The organism is Bradyrhizobium sp. PSBB068, assembly GCA_016839165.1.
Classification (GTDB): Bacteria; Pseudomonadota; Alphaproteobacteria; order Rhizobiales; family Xanthobacteraceae; genus Bradyrhizobium.
The window spans coordinates 77,453-94,518 of the sequence record CP069301.1; the positions used below are offsets into that span (position 1 = coordinate 77,453).

The following is a 17,066-nucleotide window of genomic DNA, read 5'->3' on the forward strand; positions in this document are numbered from 1 at the left end:
TCGACGGTTCGTCAGGCCGCGATATTCTGACCGGCTGCAAAGACGGCATCGATTAGCCTGCCATCGCCCGGCAACTTTCGGCACAACGCGTACATGCCGTCACGCAGTCGTCCATCCCGCCGACGCGCTCGCAGTCCTTGGCGCATTCGGTGCAGATCTCGGCGCACTCCTCGCAGACGTGCGCATGGTGAGGCGAATTGAGAAGCATGAAGTGCGCCGCAGTTCGGCATATCTCGGCACACGCCATCATCAGTCTGATGTGCTTCGGTTCGACGTGCTTCCCGCCGGACTCCAGGCAGTGGGTCATCGCCGTCCCGAGACACATCTGGTAGCAGCGCAGGCATTCGTCGATGCACGCCTGCATCTCCTTGCTCGTCTTCATCTCATTCTCTCCTTTGTTTTCCGTTGGCCTACTGGACGTTGAGGACAAGCATCAGGCCGCCGCCGCCGTGCTGCTCAACGTTGTTGTTGGCTGTGTGATGCGGGATGTGGCAGTGCACCAGCCATTTGCCCGACTTTCGTGCCGTCCAGACCACGTCGTAGCGCTGCCCGGGACCGACGTTGACTGTGTCCGCCTGGTATCGCGCGCTTTCCTTGAGGTTCACCCCGTCCACGGCTACGACTTCGAACGGTCCGCCGTGCACATGCATGGGATGCACGAAGTTGTTGTTCGTCCCGATGAAGCGAAGTTTGATGGTCTGTCCGACCTTCATGGCGACCGTGTCGGTCGAGGGGTATGCCTTGCCGTTGATCGTGAAGTAGTTCGGAAGCGCCCCTTCCATCAGCATCGCCGGATAGGTCAGCCATTCGCGCTTCAGCCACTCCTGTAGCTGGATCGCGTAATCGAGGTCGGCCTTCACCTCGGCCGAGGGGTCCTTCGGCGCGATCAGCAGCGCCCCGTAGAGCCCGAGCGCCTGCTGGCGGTCCGGATGATCGTGGCTGTGGTAGAAGTACGTGCCGCTCTGGCCCACGTCGAATTCGTAGGTGTAGGAGCCGCCCGGCGGCACCGGGTCTTGGGTGACGTTGGCCGGCCCGTCCATCTCATTCGGGACGATCAGTCCGTGCCAATGAACCGTGGTGCTTTCTGGAAGCGCATTACGGAAGTTGATGCGGACATGATCCCCCTCCGTCACCTGCAGCCGCGGTCCCGGGACCTGACGATTGTACGCGTAGGCCTCGACCGCCACGTCCGGAAGGATGTTCCATCGGATGATCTCGGCCTTGATGTCGAAGACCTTGACCCCGTTCTCGATGCGCGGCGCAAGGACCTTGTCGCCCCTCGCGTCGGGCGCCGCCACGTAAGCGACTTGACGCGGCTTCACGGCGGCCATGTCCTTCATAGCCTCGCCGGGCAGATCGAAGGTGTTGATCATCCCCGGCGGCATGATGGAGCCGTCGACGTCGCGGGCGCTGAGACCGAGGTTGACGGAAAACCCCGGTATCACCATTCCGGAGATCAGAAGGAACGACGTCACGCCGGCGAGCGCCGCCAACTGTGGAGTCGTCGCGTCGCCGCCCATCTGATGGCCCCCGCCAGGGGACGCTTCGCGGTCGCCCGACTTTTTTGCTTTCTGTTGTCCCCCATGTCCCTCCATGTGGCTCATCTGCTCATCCGACATTTGACCCGTCTCGGACTTCATTCCGGACATGTCGCGTTGTTGGCCGGCTGCCTCCGGCCGTTCGGTCATCAGGCCGTGCTTGACCTTCTTCTTCACCATCCAGACGTTGAACGGATAGGCCGTCGTGAATCCGACCATGACACCGAGAGACATCACGCCCCAGAAGACGAATTCGAGCGGATCCATGGCGCGCATGTCGCGGCCCATCATCAGCAGGCTCATCGTCGGCGCCATTCCCGCCATCATCGCGTTCATGCTGATGAATTCCGGCATGAAGCTCTTGCGGACATTTTCCCAATAGGTGCCGCCCATCATCTTCTTCATGAAGAGGGACTGGAAAATGAACAGACCGAACGAGAAACCGGCAATGTATTCGACGATAAGGTCGATCCACATCGGGAGGCCCAGCAGTGCCGTCACGGTCGCCGCCAGAATGATGCCGGTGGCATCCCCCGCAACGCAGTGAATAGTGCTCCCGACGCCCTGCTTCCAGAGGGGCGATGTGAAGTGCTCATGCTCCCCTGGACGGGGCTCCTTGTCCGCGAGCACGTAGAGCAGCAATCCGAACGGGCCCATGTAGAGGGTGACCAGGATGAAACCCCACTTCATCACCGTCGGCTCGGGATTGCCGTTGAACTGGTCGAACGCGACGTAGGCCGTAGAGCCCGCCGCGAGGACGAACCATGCGATCAGAAAATAATCGTAGGGAAGTGCGATCATGGAGTCCTCGCGGTCAGGTGTTCAGGCTGTTCAGCCGCCGTGCTTGCCGATCCAGTCCTTGAGCATGGTCTGCTCTTTGGTCTGATCCTTGACCGTCTTCTCGGCCATTTCGCGGATCATCGGGTCTTTAGTCTCCTTCAGCACCGTCTGCGACATCTCGATCGCGCCCTGATGGTGAGCGACCATCATCTTCGCCCACGCCTTCGTAGGGTCGGGATCCATTCCCTTCTTCATGTCGGCATTCATTTTTTCCATGGACTTTGTGTAGGCCGGACCGGCGTCGTCGGCGTACGAAGGCATCGATAGCGCAAACAGCACCGCGACAGACGCGGCCGAAATCTTCAGGATGTTTCGTGACATCTCATTCTCCATTGTTTGAAAACACATTCGCAAACGGCCGGCACAAATTGTTGTTCCGCGGATGTGGCGACGACATTTCCGGCTTTGGCGACGAGCGTTTGCACAAGCGCGAGCACGCGTTGTCGACAGGACCTCGCCGGACTGAGCATCTTCCATAAGAGTGAATTCATGGCCGACGTGCGCGGCAGACCTCCTGCAATTTCAGGCAACGGCATGTCGCCGCGGCGGGCGGAAAAGCACTTTCCGGACAGCCTGGGTATTTGCTAAGCCTGTCGTGCTGCGGCGGCGATGCGAGCTGGGTCGAACCGATCATCGGTACCTCCACGTCGCAGCGAGCAGTCGCTCTTCCCACAATGCGCTGGAGGTAGCGAAGACATTGTAGCCGACCCACGGATGCCTCTTGATCGAATCCAGCCGCTTGATTCCGTCGAGACGGTTGAACCGGCACGCCCTGGGATCGAACACAAATACTCTGAGCGACATCTCTTCGAGGAGGTGACGCGTGATGCCATGCGTCGTGTCGGATCCGTGCTCCTCACAGATGACCACGCAATCGCGGTGCATCAGCCGTTCCGCGCCGGTCAGCGCTTCGATTTCCACGCCTTCCACATCGAGCTTGACCACCACCGGAAGCGATGCATCGACGAGCCCGCCCGCAACCAGGCTGTCCAGCGAAACGACAGTTACGGCGTCCGGCTCGTTTTCGGTCAGCCTGAGGGTCTCCAAGGCTTCATGCCTTGCGCCCGTGATCCTCACAAAACCGGCCGCCTGTCCACCGACCGCGGCGTTGAGCCATCGGAAACGGTCGCCGTTCAGGAGCGCGTTCGCGCCAAGCCGTTTCGCGTTTTCCGGAGACGCTTCGATGGCGAGCGTGGGCTGCCTGCCGAAAGGCCGGCTGGACGCCAGCACGGACCAGTAACCGAAGTTCGCCCCGCAGTCGACGAAGGAGTACCTGAGGTCTGCCGCGCACCTTAAGAAGGCTTCGATCTCCTCTTCATAATCGTATCTCGGATTAAGCATTCTGCTCCAGTATCCGTCGCAGAACGGGATGGCGAAGTCGGCATCCTCGTTCAACCGGACGATGATGTCGCGATCGGCAACGACAGTCGCGACCGCCTTGCAACCGTGCCTGTAGCCGCGATGTCCGTAAGGTCGCGTGATGACGGATCCGGCCTGAAGGGCCAGCACCGCAACGCGGTCGATCACGCCGGCGCCGCTCAGCCTTCCGCTCTTGCGATCGAAAGCGAGCGGTCGTTCGGACGCAACTCCGTCAGCCTGGCGCAACGATGCCTCCATCCATTCCCTCCAAGGTCCGCTTCTCGACCCGGTGCCGCCGGCTCACGCAGCGCGGCGGCACCGGCCGTTCCGGGGTTACTTGCCCTTCTGCATCTTCGTGATCGTGATGCCGGCGGTCGCCCGTTCGGCTTCGAACTGGACCTTGTCGCCGACCTTGACCTGCTTGAGCATCCCCGGGTCCTGCACCCGGAAGACCATGGTCATGCCGTCTTCGTCCATATCGAGATTCTTGATGGGGCCGTGCTTCAACGTGATCTTGCCGGCGGTCTCGTCGATCTTCTTCACCTCGCCGTTGACCATGGCGTTCTGGGCGAACGCCGCGGTCGAAATTGTTGCCAAAACGACGGCGAAAACTGCTGCTGCAAGTTTGTTCTTCATGATGTTTTCCTTGGTTTTGTCGGGATCACTTGACGACGATCGTACCGACCATGCCGGCTTCGCGATGACCCGGGATCAGGCACGAATATTCGAACTCTCCGGGCTTGCTGAACTTCCAGACGATCTCGTCGGTCTTCTTGGGGGCAAGCCGCTTGCCGTTCGGGTCGTCGTGCTCCATGTCGGGGTTCTTCTTCATGGCCTCCGCATGCTTGAGATTTTCGGCGGTCGTCGCCAGGATGAATTCATGGTCGAGTTCACCGTTGTTGCGGAGCATGAACTTGACCTGCTCGCCCGTCTTGATCTCCAGTTTTGCGGGCATGAACATCATCTTCCCGTCCATCTCGCCCATGGTCACCTGAACGATCCGGGCGGGCTTCTTGGCATCGCCGGGCTCGCCCGCGGAGAACGTCTCGTCGTGGCTGTGGCTATGTCCGGCCGGACCCTCGCCCGCCCAAACGGCGGTACCGCCTGCCAGCAGTAAACCCGCGATTGCCGAAGCGACGGCTTGATTGATGGTCTTCATTAGTCTTCTCCTGTCTGATGTTGAGTTCGAAAAGGCGTCCGGATCACATGCCCTTCATGCCTTTCATTCCTTTCATGCCCTTCATTTGCGTCGTCCCGCCTTCCTCCTTGCCGCCGTTCTGGCGGGGAGCCGCTGAGGCGGGCGCATCGACTTCGTATGCGACCGTGCCTTGCGGATTTTTGTAGGGACCCGGGTCCTTGTAATCGTCGCGGGCCATTCCTTCCCGGATCTTCATGACGGAGAACATGCCGCCCATTTCGATGGGGCCGAACTGGCCGGAGCCCGACATCATCATGAGCGTGTTGTCCGGCATCGGCATCTCCATCTCGCCCATGGCCATTCCTGTCGAACCCATCACCATCGCGTCCGGAGCAAGCTTGCCGACAGCCTTGGCGAGATCCTTCTTCGACACACCGATCATGTTGCGCATGTCGTGCCCCATCGAGTTCATGGTGTGGTGCGACTTGTGGCAGTGGAACGCCCAGTCGCCGGGATTGTCAGCGAGCACGTCGAAGGCGCGGACCGCTCCGACGGGAACGTCGGTCGTCGTCTCCGGCAACTGCGCGCTTTCTGGCACCCAGCCTCCGTCTGTGCAGGTCACCGCGAAGCTGTGCCCGTGGAGATGGATCGGATGGTTGGTCATCGTGAGATTTCCGATGCGCACGCGCACCTTGTCCCCGAGGCGGACGGGCAGCGGATCGATGCCGGGAAACACGCGGCTGTTCCAAGTCCACATGTTGAAGTCGGTCATCTCGTTGACCTTCGGCAGATAGGTGCCGGGATCGATGAGATACGTGCTCATGATGAAGACGAAGTCGCGGTCGACCGGCCGGAAGGTCTGGTCCCGGGGGTGGACAATGAACATGCCCATCATGCCCATCGCCATCTGCACCATCTCGTCCGAGTGCGGGTGGTACATGAACGTCCCGCTCGTCTTGATCTGGAATTCGTAGACGAAGGTCTTGCCGGGTTTGATGTGAGGCTGGTTGAGGCCGCCCACCCCGTCCATGCCGTTCGGTACGATCATGCCGTGCCAGTGCACGGTGGTATGCTCGGGCAGCTTGTTGGTGACGAAGATCCGGACCTTGTCGCCTTCGACCGCCTCGATGGTCGGACCGGGCGATTGCCCGTTGTATCCCCACAAGTAGGCCTTCATGCCCTCAGCGAACTCGCGCACGACCGGTTCGGCGACGAGATGGAATTCCTTCCAGTCCCCGTTCATCCGCCACGGCAGCGACCATCCGTTCAACGTCACGACCGGCCGATAGTCCGGACCGGACGTCGGATGCAGCGGCGGCTGCATTACCGCCTTTTCCATGGAGGGCGCTTCCGGAATGTTGGCCGCCTGCACCCGGCCGCTCACTGCGCTCGCGCTTATCAGCGCGGCCGTTCCGATGAATCCTCTACGCGATAGCATGATTGTCTCCTTAATGGCCGCCGCCCCCGCCGGCCTGGGCGGTGGTGGTCTGACGGGGTTGGTTCTGGGACTCTCCGGAGCCGCCGCCGTTGACGACCGTCTGAAGGTCGGACTGGGCGAACCAGAAGTCTCGCTTGGCCTCGATTCCGGCGCGCAGCGATGCGATGCGCTGGCGCGCCTCGGTCAGCAGCGCGAAAACGTCGATCTGCATGCTCGAGAAGCGTAGCTGCATCTCTTCGGTGATGATCTTGCGCAGCGGCAGCACTTCACGCTGGTACTGGCCGGCGATTTCGTAGGTCGACCTGTAGACGCGGTAGGCGTCCCTTGCCTCAGAACGTACGTTGATCGCCTTTTCGGTCAGGCGGTTGAACGACTTATTGTAGGTCTCGGCAGCCTGCCGGACCCGCACCTCGCCGCCGTCGAAGATCGGAATCTGGAACTGGATGTCGAAGCCGCGTTCGCGGAAGGGCGCACTTTCGGGATCGCGCGTCTTGCGGTCGATCCCCGCCACATCGAGGAGCGTCACGAACCGGCTCGCTTCCGTTAGATTGAGAGATTTCGCGAGGGCGTCGAGTTCGATCCGCGCGATCTGCAGGTCGATGCGGTGGCTGACCGCATCGACCTCGATCAACGGGAGCGCCGAGGGATGCCGGGGCAACGCCGGCAACGTGCCGGGAATCCGGAAGGCCAGGTCGCTTCCCCAAAGCCCCATCAGACGCGCGAGGCGTTCCCGCGAGCTCGCCGCCTCCTGGCGTATCGATCCGAGTTCGGCCGTGGTCTCGGCATAGAACACCTGCTCGCGCGCCTGGTCGAGCTTGTTGAGCGATCCGGTCTGGCCGAGTTTGAGGGCTAGTTGGGCCGTGGATTCCGCGGTGGATTTGGCGTCCGCGAGAAGTCCGATGAGTTCGTTGGCGGCGACCGCGCGGTAATAGGACCGTCTGACTTCCGCGGCGAGCCGCAGCGTCTCGAGGGCGGCCCGCAACTGCGCCTGCCGGAAACGTTGACGTGCGATTTCCGAGCGGAACGGCAGGGTGGCGAGCGCCAGAATGTCGCCGACGACCTGCCGTTCGATCTCGACGGCTCCGTTGCCCGATATTCGCGAAATCGAGAACGTGGGATTGGGCGGCAGGCTCTCCTGGACGAGGTCCGCTTCCGCCAGCGCCAGTTCGTTGTAGGCCGCCTGAAGGCCCCGGTTGCTGAGGAGCGCGACCTGGACCGCGGTTTCGACGTTCAGGGTCCGGCGCAGCAGCCGCTTGACCGCATCGTTCGCGACCACGACATCGTCGGCGGTCCGGATCGAGATCACGTCCTTCTTGATGGTGCCGCCGGCGATGTCGGCCACCGCCGTCATGCCGCCGTCCGGAGAGAACGTTGCGCAACCCGAGAGCAGCAGCGCGGCTGACAGCGACGATAACGCCGTTCTGGCCCCGGTGGCGCCCGTCGCGCGTCGCAGTCGGATGAAAAGTGTTTCTGTCATGGCGTCCTCCTACTGCTCGGATTTGGGCGTGGGAGTTACGCGCTGGTTCTGTTCTTTCCAGCCGGATGGCGCGGTCGGCCGCATGCTTGTGTAGGGCGCGATGCCGGAGCGGTAGCTGACGCCGGCGACCGGCACGTTCGGGTCGGCCGGATCCGCACCGACGAGCGGAACGGTCGGAATGCATCCCCCGAGCGACCACGTCGCGGCGGTCATCCCCACGATTGCCCGAAATCTATTGCCTAATATCCTCTTCACCACCGACCGGACGGCGGCGAGAATCGCCCCAAGCTGCGCAAACATTATCTTTTCCTGAACTGACGATGGACCACAGGCGCGCGAGCCCTCGACAGGCACGGCACCGCGTAGCTTCGATCAGGTCAGGAAATGGGGGGGGCGATAGTGCCGGGGGGGAGCCTTGTCGGCGACGTTCAGGTAACCTTCGACTTCGCAAAGCGCCGTCGGAGCGGAAGGCGTCACGATGTCGACGACCTTCGCCGGAAGAGCGGTCACGCACATCAGCCCGCAGCACTCCCCGCCGGATTTATGCGGAGCTTTTTCGGGAGCCGACTTCGAATCCGATGCCACCGACATCGAATGGTCACCGCCGCCGGAATGTGCCGGCGCAGCGGCATGATCATGGATCTGGCCGTCGTCGTGCAAATGTTGCGGCTCGGAATGGACATGAACCATTCCGGGAACGTGGTTCTCGTCCGTCAGGCACGGCGCGGGCGCGTGGACGCCGGGCAGCGCGTAGGAGATCGTCGGCGCCAGTACGCAAAGCAGATAGGCTAGGGCTACCAGCCACCCTGCCCTTGTTCGCTTCGTTCTGGTCAACCGGACGACCATGCAGACATCAACGCCTTTTCGCACCAACACTCGGGAGCATAGCGGCGAAGATCGCGGCCGCCAAGATGGAACTTTTGGTGTCGCTCATCGGTCAGCCCGGCCGATGACCGCCATTAATTCGGCGATCTTCTTCCTCTGGTCTGTTTTGTCGCCGCTCGCGATGGCGTGTTCGACGCAGTGGGAGACGTGGTCCCTCAGGACTTCCTCCTCGACCCGTCGCAGCGCGGCACGGACCGCCGAAATCTGCGTGACGATATCGATGCAGTAGCGCTCCTCGTCCACCATTTTGGAGAGGCCGCGCACCTGGCCCTCGATCCGGCCGAGGCGTTTCTGACAGGATACCTTGATGTCTTTCCGCATGGGTCTTATATACCCCTACACGGTATGGGTTGCAAGTAGGCAAGGAGCTCGAAATGGCCAGCGAACAGAAGGCGATGTCCCGAGGCGGATGCGGATGCTCGTCAAAGGCGGTCGCCGCCGGTCCTGAAACGCCGGTCAAGAAGAGCGGGTGCTGCGGGGGCGGAGACGCGCACGACCATAATCATCACGCTGCGGGCAGAGCCGGCGTCGTAGACCCGGTCTGCGGCATGACCGTCGATCCCGCAACCAGCAAGCATCGCTTCGACTTCAGGGGCGTCACCTACCATTTCTGCTCGGCCGGCTGCCAAACTACGTTCGCCGCCGCTCCGGAGCGATACCTCGATAAGGCGAACGCAGCGCCGCAGCACGCCGACGTCCCGGAGGGCACGGTCTACACCTGCCCCATGCATCCGCAGATCCGTCAGATCAGACCCGGAAGCTGCCCGATCTGCGGGATGGCGCTGGAGCCCGAACTGGTCAGCCTCGACGACCAACCCAACCCCGAACTGGCCGACATGACCTGGCGCTTCTGGGTGGGGCTCGCGCTGGCGCTGCCGGTCATTGTACTCGAGATGGGCGGCCATCTGGTCGGCAGCCACGGCTGGATCGACCAAAACCCCTCGAACTGGATCCAACTCGTCTTCGCCACGCCGGTCGTTCTCTGGGCCGGATGGCCGTTCTTCGTGCGCGGCTGGCAGTCGCTGGTCACCCGAAACCTGAACATGTTCACCCTGATTGCGATGGGCGTGGGCGTCGCCTTTGCCTACAGCGTCGTCGCCACCGTAGCGCCGGGCATCTTCCCGTCCGCATTCCGAAGCCACGGCGGCGCGGTGGCGGTCTATTTCGAGGCCGCTGCGGTGATTACCGTTCTGGTCCTGCTCGGCCAGGTGCTGGAGCTTCGAGCCCGCGAGGCCACCTCCGGCGCGATCAAGGCCCTGCTGGATCTGGCGCCCAAGACCGCCCGCCTCGTCGACGAGAACGGGGCGGACCGAGAGGTCCCGATGGACGGCCTGAACGTCGGCGACAAGCTGCGGGTCCGGCCCGGGGAAAAGGTCCCGGTGGACGGCGTCATCATCGAAGGCCGCTCGTCCCTCGACGAGTCGCTGGTGACCGGCGAGTCCATGCCGGTCTCCAAGGAGAGCGGCGCCAAGGTGATCGCCGGCACCCTGAATCAATCGGGCGGGTTCGTGATGCGGGCCGAGAAGGTCGGCCGTGATACCCTTCTTTCCCAGATCGTGCAGATGGTGGCGCAGGCGCAGCGTTCCCGCGCTCCCATCCAGCGTCTCGCCGACCAGGTCGCCGGCTGGTTCGTGCCGGCCGTGATTGCGGCGGCTCTCGTCGCCTTCGGCGCCTGGGCGCTGTTCGGCCCGGAGCCGCGGCTCGCGTTCGGACTGGTTGCGGCCGTGAGCGTCCTGATCATTGCCTGCCCTTGCGCCCTCGGACTTGCGACGCCGATGTCGATCATGGTCGGCGTCGGACGCGGAGCCCAGGCCGGCGTCCTGATCAAGAATGCGGAAGCGCTCGAACGGATGGAAAAAGTCGATACGCTGGTCGTCGACAAGACGGGAACGCTGACCGAAGGCAAGCCGAAGGTGGTCGACATCATCCCTGCGCAGGGATTCGACGAAGCGGAAATTCTGAAGCTTGCGGCGAGCGTCGAACGGTCCAGCGAACATCCGCTCGCCGACGCGATTGTCCGGGCGGCGAAAGAACGGAATCTGGCTCTCGCCGATGTCCAGGAGTTCGATTCCCCGACCGGCAAGGGAGTTACGGGTAAGGTCGGCGGCAGGTCGGTCCTGCTCGGCAACTCCAATTTTCTGAAATCCGCGGGCATTAAAACGCAACTGTTGGAGACGCAGGCGGAAAAGCTGCGAGGCGACGGCGCGACGGTCATCAACGTCGCGGTCGACGGCAGACTCGCCGGCATTCTGGCAATCGCCGACCCGGTCAAGGCGTCGACGCCGGATGCACTGAAGTTGCTGGCCGCCGAAGGCATCAAGGTCATCATGCTGACCGGCGATAACCGTACGACGGCAAGCGCGATCGCGCGGCGGCTCGGCATTCCAGACGTCGAGGCGGAGGTGCTTCCGGATCAGAAGAGCGCCGTCGTCAGCAAGCTCCAGCAGGAAGGCCGCGTCGTCGCGATGGCGGGGGATGGCGTCAACGACGCCCCTGCCCTCGCGGCGGCGGACGTGGGAATCGCCATGGGTACCGGAACGGATGTCGCGATGGAGAGCGCCGGCGTCACCCTGCTGAAGGGCGACTTAGGCGGCATCGTCCGCGCCCGGCGTCTTTCTCAGGCGACGATGAGCAACATCCGGCAGAACCTGTTCTTTGCTTTCATCTATAACGCGGCGGGAATTCCGATCGCGGCGGGCATCCTGTATCCGACGTTCGGATTGCTGCTCTCCCCGGTCATTGCCGCTGCCGCAATGGCGCTCTCGTCCGTGAGCGTTGTCGGCAACGCGCTGCGGCTGCGAGCGGTTCGGATATAGCTGAAAGAGTGCTGAATTGCCCCGCAGTGCGGGGAGCGCGATGACGCTGCATTCTCCTTTCCGACCTCATTGTCGGGGCCGGTCCGTACGAAGCGAAATATCTCGGACCTGGCCCAGACGGCTGTGCCAATTTCGCAATCCAGGGCGCGTCGGGGCAGAGGAACACCCGTGACGGGTCTTTCGACATTGATGCAGTAGAAAAGGTTCGACGATGACAACCAAACTCGACTGCCTGGTAATCGGCGGTGGCCCTGCCGGCCTTACCGCTGCAATATATCTGGGCCGTTTTCGGCGCAATTTCGTCGTCGCGGACGCCGGTGCCAGCCGGGCCCTTTGGATTCCGAAATCACATAATCATGCCGGCTTTCCGGAAGGAGTAACCGGCAGCGAACTGGTGGGCCGTATGCGCTCGCAAGCCGTGAAATATGGAGCGCGTATCGTTTCAGGCACCGTATCCGAACTTGAGCACTTGCCGGACGGAACGTTTGAAGCAACACTCGAAGGCACACAAGTCAGTGCACAAACCGTCCTGCTCGCCACAGGCGTGATCGACAAGGAGCCGGCGCTTCCTAACCTCTTCGATGCGGTTCAGAAAGGCCTCATCCGCCACTGCGGAATTTGTGACGGATACGAAGTGATCGACCACAAAATTGCGGTCATCGGCCATGGCGAAACCGGTCTCGGTGAAGCGCTTTTCCTGAGGACCTACACGGCCGACATCACGCTGTTCTCGCTGGGCGAGCCGCTAAGGCTCGATAGCGCGCAGCGGCAAAAAATGCATGCCGCCGGCATCAAGGCCGTCGAAGAGGCGGTCACGCAAGTCGAAATCGATGAGGGCAAGATCGTTGGGCTCACCATGAACCGTCACGGTACGCTTGCGTTCGATACCCTCTACTCGGCTTTAGGCTGTGCCCCGCGATCATCTCTAGCGGGCGCACTGGGAGCGGCTCTCGATAATCACTGCGTGGTTGCCGACGAGCACCAGCGAAGCACGGTCGCGAACTTTTTCGTTGCGGGAGACGTCGCGAAGGGTGTCGACCAAATCAGCGTCGCAATGGGACACGCTGCTGCCGCAGCAACAGCCATTCATAACTCGCTGCGCGAATAGCCCCTTCGTGGGGCTATCGTCCAGGATCGGTGCCATTATCGTCAGGCCGATCAGGCACGGTGACGGCGCTGCTGCGCGCAGCCACGAAAGTGTGCACCGTCGCCGGACATAAGACCCCGCTCACCAGTGATGGTGATGATGGCCGAAACCGCCGCCGAAACCGAAGCTGATGCCGGGACCGTAGCCATAACCGTATCCCGGACCGTAGGCATAACTAGAATAGCCGGGCTGCACGTAGTAGCGCCGCTGAACATACCGTCGGGAATTGTAGCACCGCCCGTACCTGTCGCAAATGAGGTGAACATTTTCCACGAGCGGTTCGGGCAGCGCAGCGGTGGTCATCTTCGCCAAAGGAAGAGCCGAGGCGGGAGCGCATACCGCAATAGTTAACAGCGCCGCAGCGCCTATGAGCGGAAAACGAGACATAGGATCCTCCCCTCTTTGTAATCGTAGAGAGGAAAGCCGCCACTCCGAAATAAGTTCCCTCAGGCGGTTCGCTTCGCATGGAGGGAACTCCCTCACACGTCTCGCATTGGTTCACGTGATCATCATTAACTCGGAGATGAATATGAACAGGGTGTTGCTCGTTATAGCGTTCGCCTTCGTCAGTTCTGCCGCTGCGGCTGTTGCCCTTCCGGTCGGAAGTCAACCTGGCATGACAAACGCCGGAGCCGAAGTTGTCCAGATTAAGCAAAAGAAGGCCAAAAGCGACGCGAAGAAAATGAAGGGCATGAAGGGCATGGACCATTCCAAGATGAAAATGTGATTCACTTGCTCTCGGAATTCCATCGGGCGCGCCAAATGGCGCGCCCTTATTATATAAAACCGCTGACGCATCGGAATTTATGACGAGAAGACGAACTGATCGCTGCTGTAATTTTAGCCCCTAAACTACTCGCGCCTTGGAGCTATCGCCAAATCTTGGTGACGGCCGGGGCCGGTCAGGCGGCGGCGGTTGCGGGCTGACGATCAATCGGCTTTGCGATGACCTCGATCCCGTTGTTGAATGTCACACCGAGAACGAGTTTTGGCAACTGGTTATGACCGTCGAGACGGCGCCAGCTTTTTTGGGCGCCCTCGATCAGTTTGAAGACCATCGTGAGCGCGGTCCTGTTGGATAGACAGCCCTTCGATCGGATCATGCGGTGGCGCACGGTGGCGAAGGTGCTTTCAATGGGGTTGGTGGTCCGTAAGTGTTTCCAATGCTCGGCCGGGAAGTCGTAGAATGCCAGTAGCGTATCTCGATCCTTGCTCAGGCAGTCGGCCGCCTTGTCGTATTTCAACGCGTAGCTCTCGATGAATGCCTCGAACGCCAGTTCGGCGGCGGCCTTGGTTTCGGCCATCCAGACCTCCTGCAACGCGCGTTTGGCTTTCGGCTGCTGGCTCTTCGGCAACTTGGCGAGCACGTTCGCGGTCTTGTGCACCCAGCCGCGCTGCTCGCGCGTTTTCGGCCAGACCTCACCGGCAGCCTTCCAGAACCCGAGGGCGCCATCGGCGATGACGAGCCGCGGGGGCACGTCGAGCCCGCGCCGCTTCAGATCGAGCAGCAGATCGCGCCAGTCGTGCGCGCTCTCGCGGGCGCCATCGGTGAAGCCGACCAGTTCCTTGCGGCCTTCCGGCGTCGCGCCGATCAGCACGAGGATGCACTGCTTTTCGTCCTCCAGGCGTGCTTCGAGATGGATGCCATCCGCCCAGATGTAAACGTAGCGCTTCGCCGACAGATCGCGCTTCTGCCAAGCGGCTTGTTCGTCGAACCAGCCGTCCTTCAGGCGGCCGATGGCCGATGCCGACAACCCGGCAGCATCATTGCCGAGCAGTGCCGCCAACGCTATACCCTTCAGATAAAGGATCGGCAGCAGCGTCTCGATCGACTTCGACCGGCGCATGTAGGGCGGCAGGATCGACGGCGAGAACCGGATGCGCCCTGGATCGGCGGCGGCGGCTTCGCGGTCACGCACACGCGGCTGGCGGACGGCGACCGGACCGATACCGGTCATCACTTCGCGCTCCGGCAGATGACCGTGGCGGACCACCCGCTGCTGGCCGTCCCCGGTCTTCAAATCTGCATGCTTGTCGAGGAAGTCCGCGACCTCGGCCTCGACCGCCTTGGCAAGCAGCGCACGGGCTCCGTTGCGTAAGATTCCGGTGAGTTGATCGTCGAAGAATCCTGGCTGAATCAGCTTGATAACGTTATCCTGTGGCACGGCATATCGCTCCTTCGGTGGAGAAGTGGAGGCGTCAAGCACCCCCACGATATGCCGCCTTTCCGATTCCCACCGTCACCAACTTTCGGCGATAGCCCCCGCGCCTTGCTGGTTTCTCCTGCACCCTCAGAGCCGGAAGGTGAAATCCGAAGTTCCCTTCCGGCTCTCAAAATTACTCTTCAACCCAGTTCCGACCAGAACCGGCTCTAATCGTGGCGGTCGTCATGGCGATCACCGTGGCGAGTGTCGTGGTGAATGTCGTCGTGATGAGTATCGTGATGGTCATCACGATCTACTCGCACAACCGCATGGTCATCAACAAGACGCCGACTAGCCCGAGAGCGATGAATACTGCCCGGGATTGCGAAATAGAGGGACTTGAAAAGCCACGACAGGAGCCCCGCGGTCCCGGCCGCGCCCAGCGGCGCTGACGAGAACAGGCCCGCCGCAGCACAGCACCGCGAGCATGCGGGCAATTGCACCTATGGTGCGTTCGTTCATGGTGCCACGCCTCTCCGGGCCGGTCCACTCCTGTGGCCGTTCAGAAACAAAGTGCACCCTGTAGTACCTACACGTTCAAGAGGCTTGCGTTCACGATCGCAGGAGCCATCTCCGGAACGTCACGCGCGTCTGCCTGCCGGGAATAGATCGCCTTCAAAACGCTGAAGAGACGCGCGCCGAAGTGCCCGAACTACCTTGCCCAACGTATCGGCGCGCGCGCATCGAACAACGCGTCGATGATGGGACACTTGGGTATTTTCCCGCCCCCGCACTGAGAAGCCATCGTCTCGAGCACGACTTTGAGTTTCTTGAGATCCGCCATCTTTCGGCGGATCGCCTGCACGTGCTCGAGTGCCAACGCTTCAATCTGCCTGCACGTGTAATTGTCGCCATCCACCATTCTGAGCAATTCCCGGATTTCTTCGAGAGTGAAACCCAGATCGCGGCTTCGGAGGACGAAATGCAAGCGTCTGACGAGAGCTTGCCCGTAGAGGCGATGCCCGCCTTGACTGCGAGGCGGCGCCGGTAGGATGCCGATCTGCTCGTAGTACCGGATCGTTTCGATGTTGCAGCCGGTCTGGGCAGCCAGTGCACCGCGAGTCAGGAATTCGTCCCGGTTTGTCGTCTTGCTCCACATAGTATCCGCCTCGAACCTGTAATGACTACAGGTCAGATAGCGCCGACACCCGCCATTGGCAAGGACAACCCACCCCGGGCTGCGCGCGAAGTCGGACCGGAGGGTCCTTTGCGGCATCGCTCGCTGCGGCGAGCGTTTCGCGGAAAAGTGCCATCGCCACGAAATTCGCCCTTGAGCCTGTATTACCTACAGCCACTACGCTCTTCCGAGCTTGCCGAAAACCATCTACGGCACTGACGAAACATAGGAAGTAAATCACGTGATGAAGAGCGCTTCGCAGGGAGCCCCCAATAACACGAAGCCCGCATCGCGCGCTTTGGATCCGAACGCCGGCCGCCAAGCGTTCGACGTTTACTTGAGGCGGCGCGTTCTGACAGAGAATACTCCGGAACTGCAGAGACTGAGTGTCGAGCTCTTCAGATTGCTTGGTTGCGGCGTGCCGGTGACGCGCGAGCAACTCGGCATCGGGTGCGACCTTCCAACGGAACGCATCGACCAGCTTCTGCTCGAATTCCCGCCGACAAACTTTGGATTCGATGAACATGGACAGGTCATTGCATTTGGAGGCCTGAGCCTCGTTCCGACGCACCATCGCTTCCACACGGAAGACGCCGGGCTCTATACCTGGTGCGCTTTTGACGCGCTTTTTCTTCCGGAAATTCTCGGCAAGCCGGCGACCTTGGTCACGCACTGCCCCGGATCCGGGACCCAACTTACCGTCGAGCTGGCACCCGGCCAGTTGCGCTCGACGCCGCCATCCGGCTGCGTGATGTCGATCGTCGCGCCGGATAGCGACGCTTGCTGCGTCAATCTCCGAAGCGCGTTCTGCGACCACGTCAACCTGTTCAAGGACGAACGGACATTCACGGCCTGGTCGCAAGCCCGGCAGGAAGCACATGTAACGCTTCCGGAAGCGCAGATCTTTGCTCGGCAAAGAAACCCGGTGCGGTACCCCGATGTCGACTTGAGCGCCTGACACGCCGCTGAACTGGCATTGATGAAGACGCAGAGGATGCTGTAGGCCAATGAATATGCCGTAGTAGTCCGTCGAGTAGGGTTCAAGCGCAATTTCCTTGAGGCGCCGCCTCACAAAACCGTGTTGGCGGTTCCGAAAGTTCCGCTTGA

19 protein-coding genes are annotated in these 17,066 nt (G+C 61.6%); 5 read left to right on the forward strand and 14 right to left on the reverse strand.

All coding sequences use genetic code 11. From position 1 onward, the window contains the following. Window positions 1-52: 52 nt before the first annotated feature. From JQ507_35360 to JQ507_35410, 11 genes are all read right to left on the reverse strand, one after another. Window positions 53-382 (reverse strand): four-helix bundle copper-binding protein, encoded by a 330-nt coding sequence (locus JQ507_35360; GenBank protein QRI73667.1) that lies wholly within the window; start codon window positions 380-382, stop codon window positions 53-55. A gap of 28 nt (window positions 383-410) precedes the next feature. Next, on the reverse strand, window positions 411-2,339 hold the full coding sequence (locus JQ507_35365; GenBank protein ID QRI73668.1) for a multicopper oxidase domain-containing protein: 1,929 nt from the start codon (window positions 2,337-2,339) through the stop codon (window positions 411-413). Between the two features lie 30 nt (window positions 2,340-2,369). Beyond that, window positions 2,370-2,699 carry a DUF305 domain-containing protein gene (locus tag JQ507_35370; protein ID QRI73773.1) on the reverse strand — a complete coding sequence of 110 codons (330 nt, stop codon included), beginning with the start codon at window positions 2,697-2,699 and terminating at the stop codon, window positions 2,370-2,372. 309 nt (window positions 2,700-3,008) lie between these two features. Continuing rightward, on the reverse strand, window positions 3,009-3,995 hold the full coding sequence (locus JQ507_35375) for an FkbM family methyltransferase (protein QRI73669.1): 987 nt from the start codon (window positions 3,993-3,995) through the stop codon (window positions 3,009-3,011). Between the two features lie 75 nt (window positions 3,996-4,070). After that, window positions 4,071-4,373, reverse strand: a complete 303-nt coding sequence (locus tag JQ507_35380; GenBank protein ID QRI73670.1) for a copper-binding protein — start codon at window positions 4,371-4,373, stop codon at window positions 4,071-4,073. A 25-nt stretch (window positions 4,374-4,398) separates the two neighbouring features. Further along, the gene (locus JQ507_35385; protein ID QRI73671.1) at window positions 4,399-4,896 is read right to left on the reverse strand and encodes a cupredoxin family protein; all 498 of its coding nucleotides are present in this window, start codon (window positions 4,894-4,896) and stop codon (window positions 4,399-4,401) included. Window positions 4,897-4,939: 43 nt separating this feature from the next. Then, window positions 4,940-6,313, reverse strand: coding sequence for a copper oxidase (locus JQ507_35390; GenBank protein QRI73672.1), 1,374 nt, complete (start codon window positions 6,311-6,313; stop codon window positions 4,940-4,942). Between the two features lie 10 nt (window positions 6,314-6,323). Beyond that, a complete protein-coding gene (locus tag JQ507_35395) occupies window positions 6,324-7,790 on the reverse strand; it encodes a TolC family protein (GenBank protein ID QRI73673.1) in 1,467 nt (488 codons plus the stop codon). 9 nt (window positions 7,791-7,799) lie between these two features. Further along, complete coding sequence (locus JQ507_35400) at window positions 7,800-8,090, reverse strand: hypothetical protein (GenBank protein ID QRI73674.1); 291 nt, start codon at window positions 8,088-8,090, stop codon at window positions 7,800-7,802. A gap of 72 nt (window positions 8,091-8,162) precedes the next feature. Next, on the reverse strand, window positions 8,163-8,636 hold the full coding sequence (locus JQ507_35405; protein ID QRI73675.1) for a hypothetical protein: 474 nt from the start codon (window positions 8,634-8,636) through the stop codon (window positions 8,163-8,165). 84 nt (window positions 8,637-8,720) lie between these two features. After that, window positions 8,721-8,996: a metal-sensitive transcriptional regulator gene (locus JQ507_35410; protein QRI73676.1), complete on the reverse strand. Its 276-nt coding sequence runs from the start codon at window positions 8,994-8,996 to the stop codon at window positions 8,721-8,723. Window positions 8,997-9,049: 53 nt separating this feature from the next. On the opposite strand from JQ507_35410, the gene JQ507_35415 reads away from it, so the two are divergent. Continuing rightward, window positions 9,050-11,491 carry a heavy metal translocating P-type ATPase gene (locus tag JQ507_35415; protein ID QRI73677.1) on the forward strand — a complete coding sequence of 814 codons (2,442 nt, stop codon included), beginning with the start codon at window positions 9,050-9,052 and terminating at the stop codon, window positions 11,489-11,491. Window positions 11,492-11,702: 211 nt separating this feature from the next. Continuing rightward, the gene (locus JQ507_35420; GenBank protein ID QRI73678.1) at window positions 11,703-12,599 is read left to right on the forward strand and encodes an NAD(P)/FAD-dependent oxidoreductase; all 897 of its coding nucleotides are present in this window, start codon (window positions 11,703-11,705) and stop codon (window positions 12,597-12,599) included. A gap of 120 nt (window positions 12,600-12,719) precedes the next feature. On the opposite strand, the gene JQ507_35425 is transcribed toward JQ507_35420, so the two are convergent. Further along, a complete protein-coding gene (locus JQ507_35425) occupies window positions 12,720-13,025 on the reverse strand; it encodes a hypothetical protein (GenBank protein QRI73679.1) in 306 nt (101 codons plus the stop codon). A 142-nt stretch (window positions 13,026-13,167) separates the two neighbouring features. Here JQ507_35425 and JQ507_35430 point away from each other — a divergent pair, with 142 nt between their 5' ends. Beyond that, window positions 13,168-13,365 carry a hypothetical protein gene (locus JQ507_35430; protein QRI73680.1) on the forward strand — a complete coding sequence of 66 codons (198 nt, stop codon included), beginning with the start codon at window positions 13,168-13,170 and terminating at the stop codon, window positions 13,363-13,365. A 175-nt stretch (window positions 13,366-13,540) separates the two neighbouring features. Here JQ507_35430 and JQ507_35435 read toward each other — a convergent pair whose 3' ends face one another. Beyond that, on the reverse strand, window positions 13,541-14,803 hold the full coding sequence (locus JQ507_35435; GenBank protein ID QRI73681.1) for an IS256 family transposase: 1,263 nt from the start codon (window positions 14,801-14,803) through the stop codon (window positions 13,541-13,543). A gap of 224 nt (window positions 14,804-15,027) precedes the next feature. Here JQ507_35435 and JQ507_35440 point away from each other — a divergent pair, with 224 nt between their 5' ends. Then, window positions 15,028-15,234, forward strand: a complete 207-nt coding sequence (locus JQ507_35440; GenBank protein ID QRI73682.1) for a hypothetical protein — start codon at window positions 15,028-15,030, stop codon at window positions 15,232-15,234. Window positions 15,235-15,494: 260 nt separating this feature from the next. On the opposite strand, the gene JQ507_35445 is transcribed toward JQ507_35440, so the two are convergent. Beyond that, complete coding sequence (locus tag JQ507_35445; protein QRI73683.1) at window positions 15,495-15,941, reverse strand: helix-turn-helix domain-containing protein; 447 nt, start codon at window positions 15,939-15,941, stop codon at window positions 15,495-15,497. 259 nt (window positions 15,942-16,200) lie between these two features. Between JQ507_35445 and JQ507_35450 the strand changes: the two genes are divergently transcribed. Then, complete coding sequence (locus JQ507_35450) at window positions 16,201-16,917, forward strand: hypothetical protein (GenBank protein ID QRI73684.1); 717 nt, start codon at window positions 16,201-16,203, stop codon at window positions 16,915-16,917. Window positions 16,918-17,066: the final 149 nt, after the last annotated feature.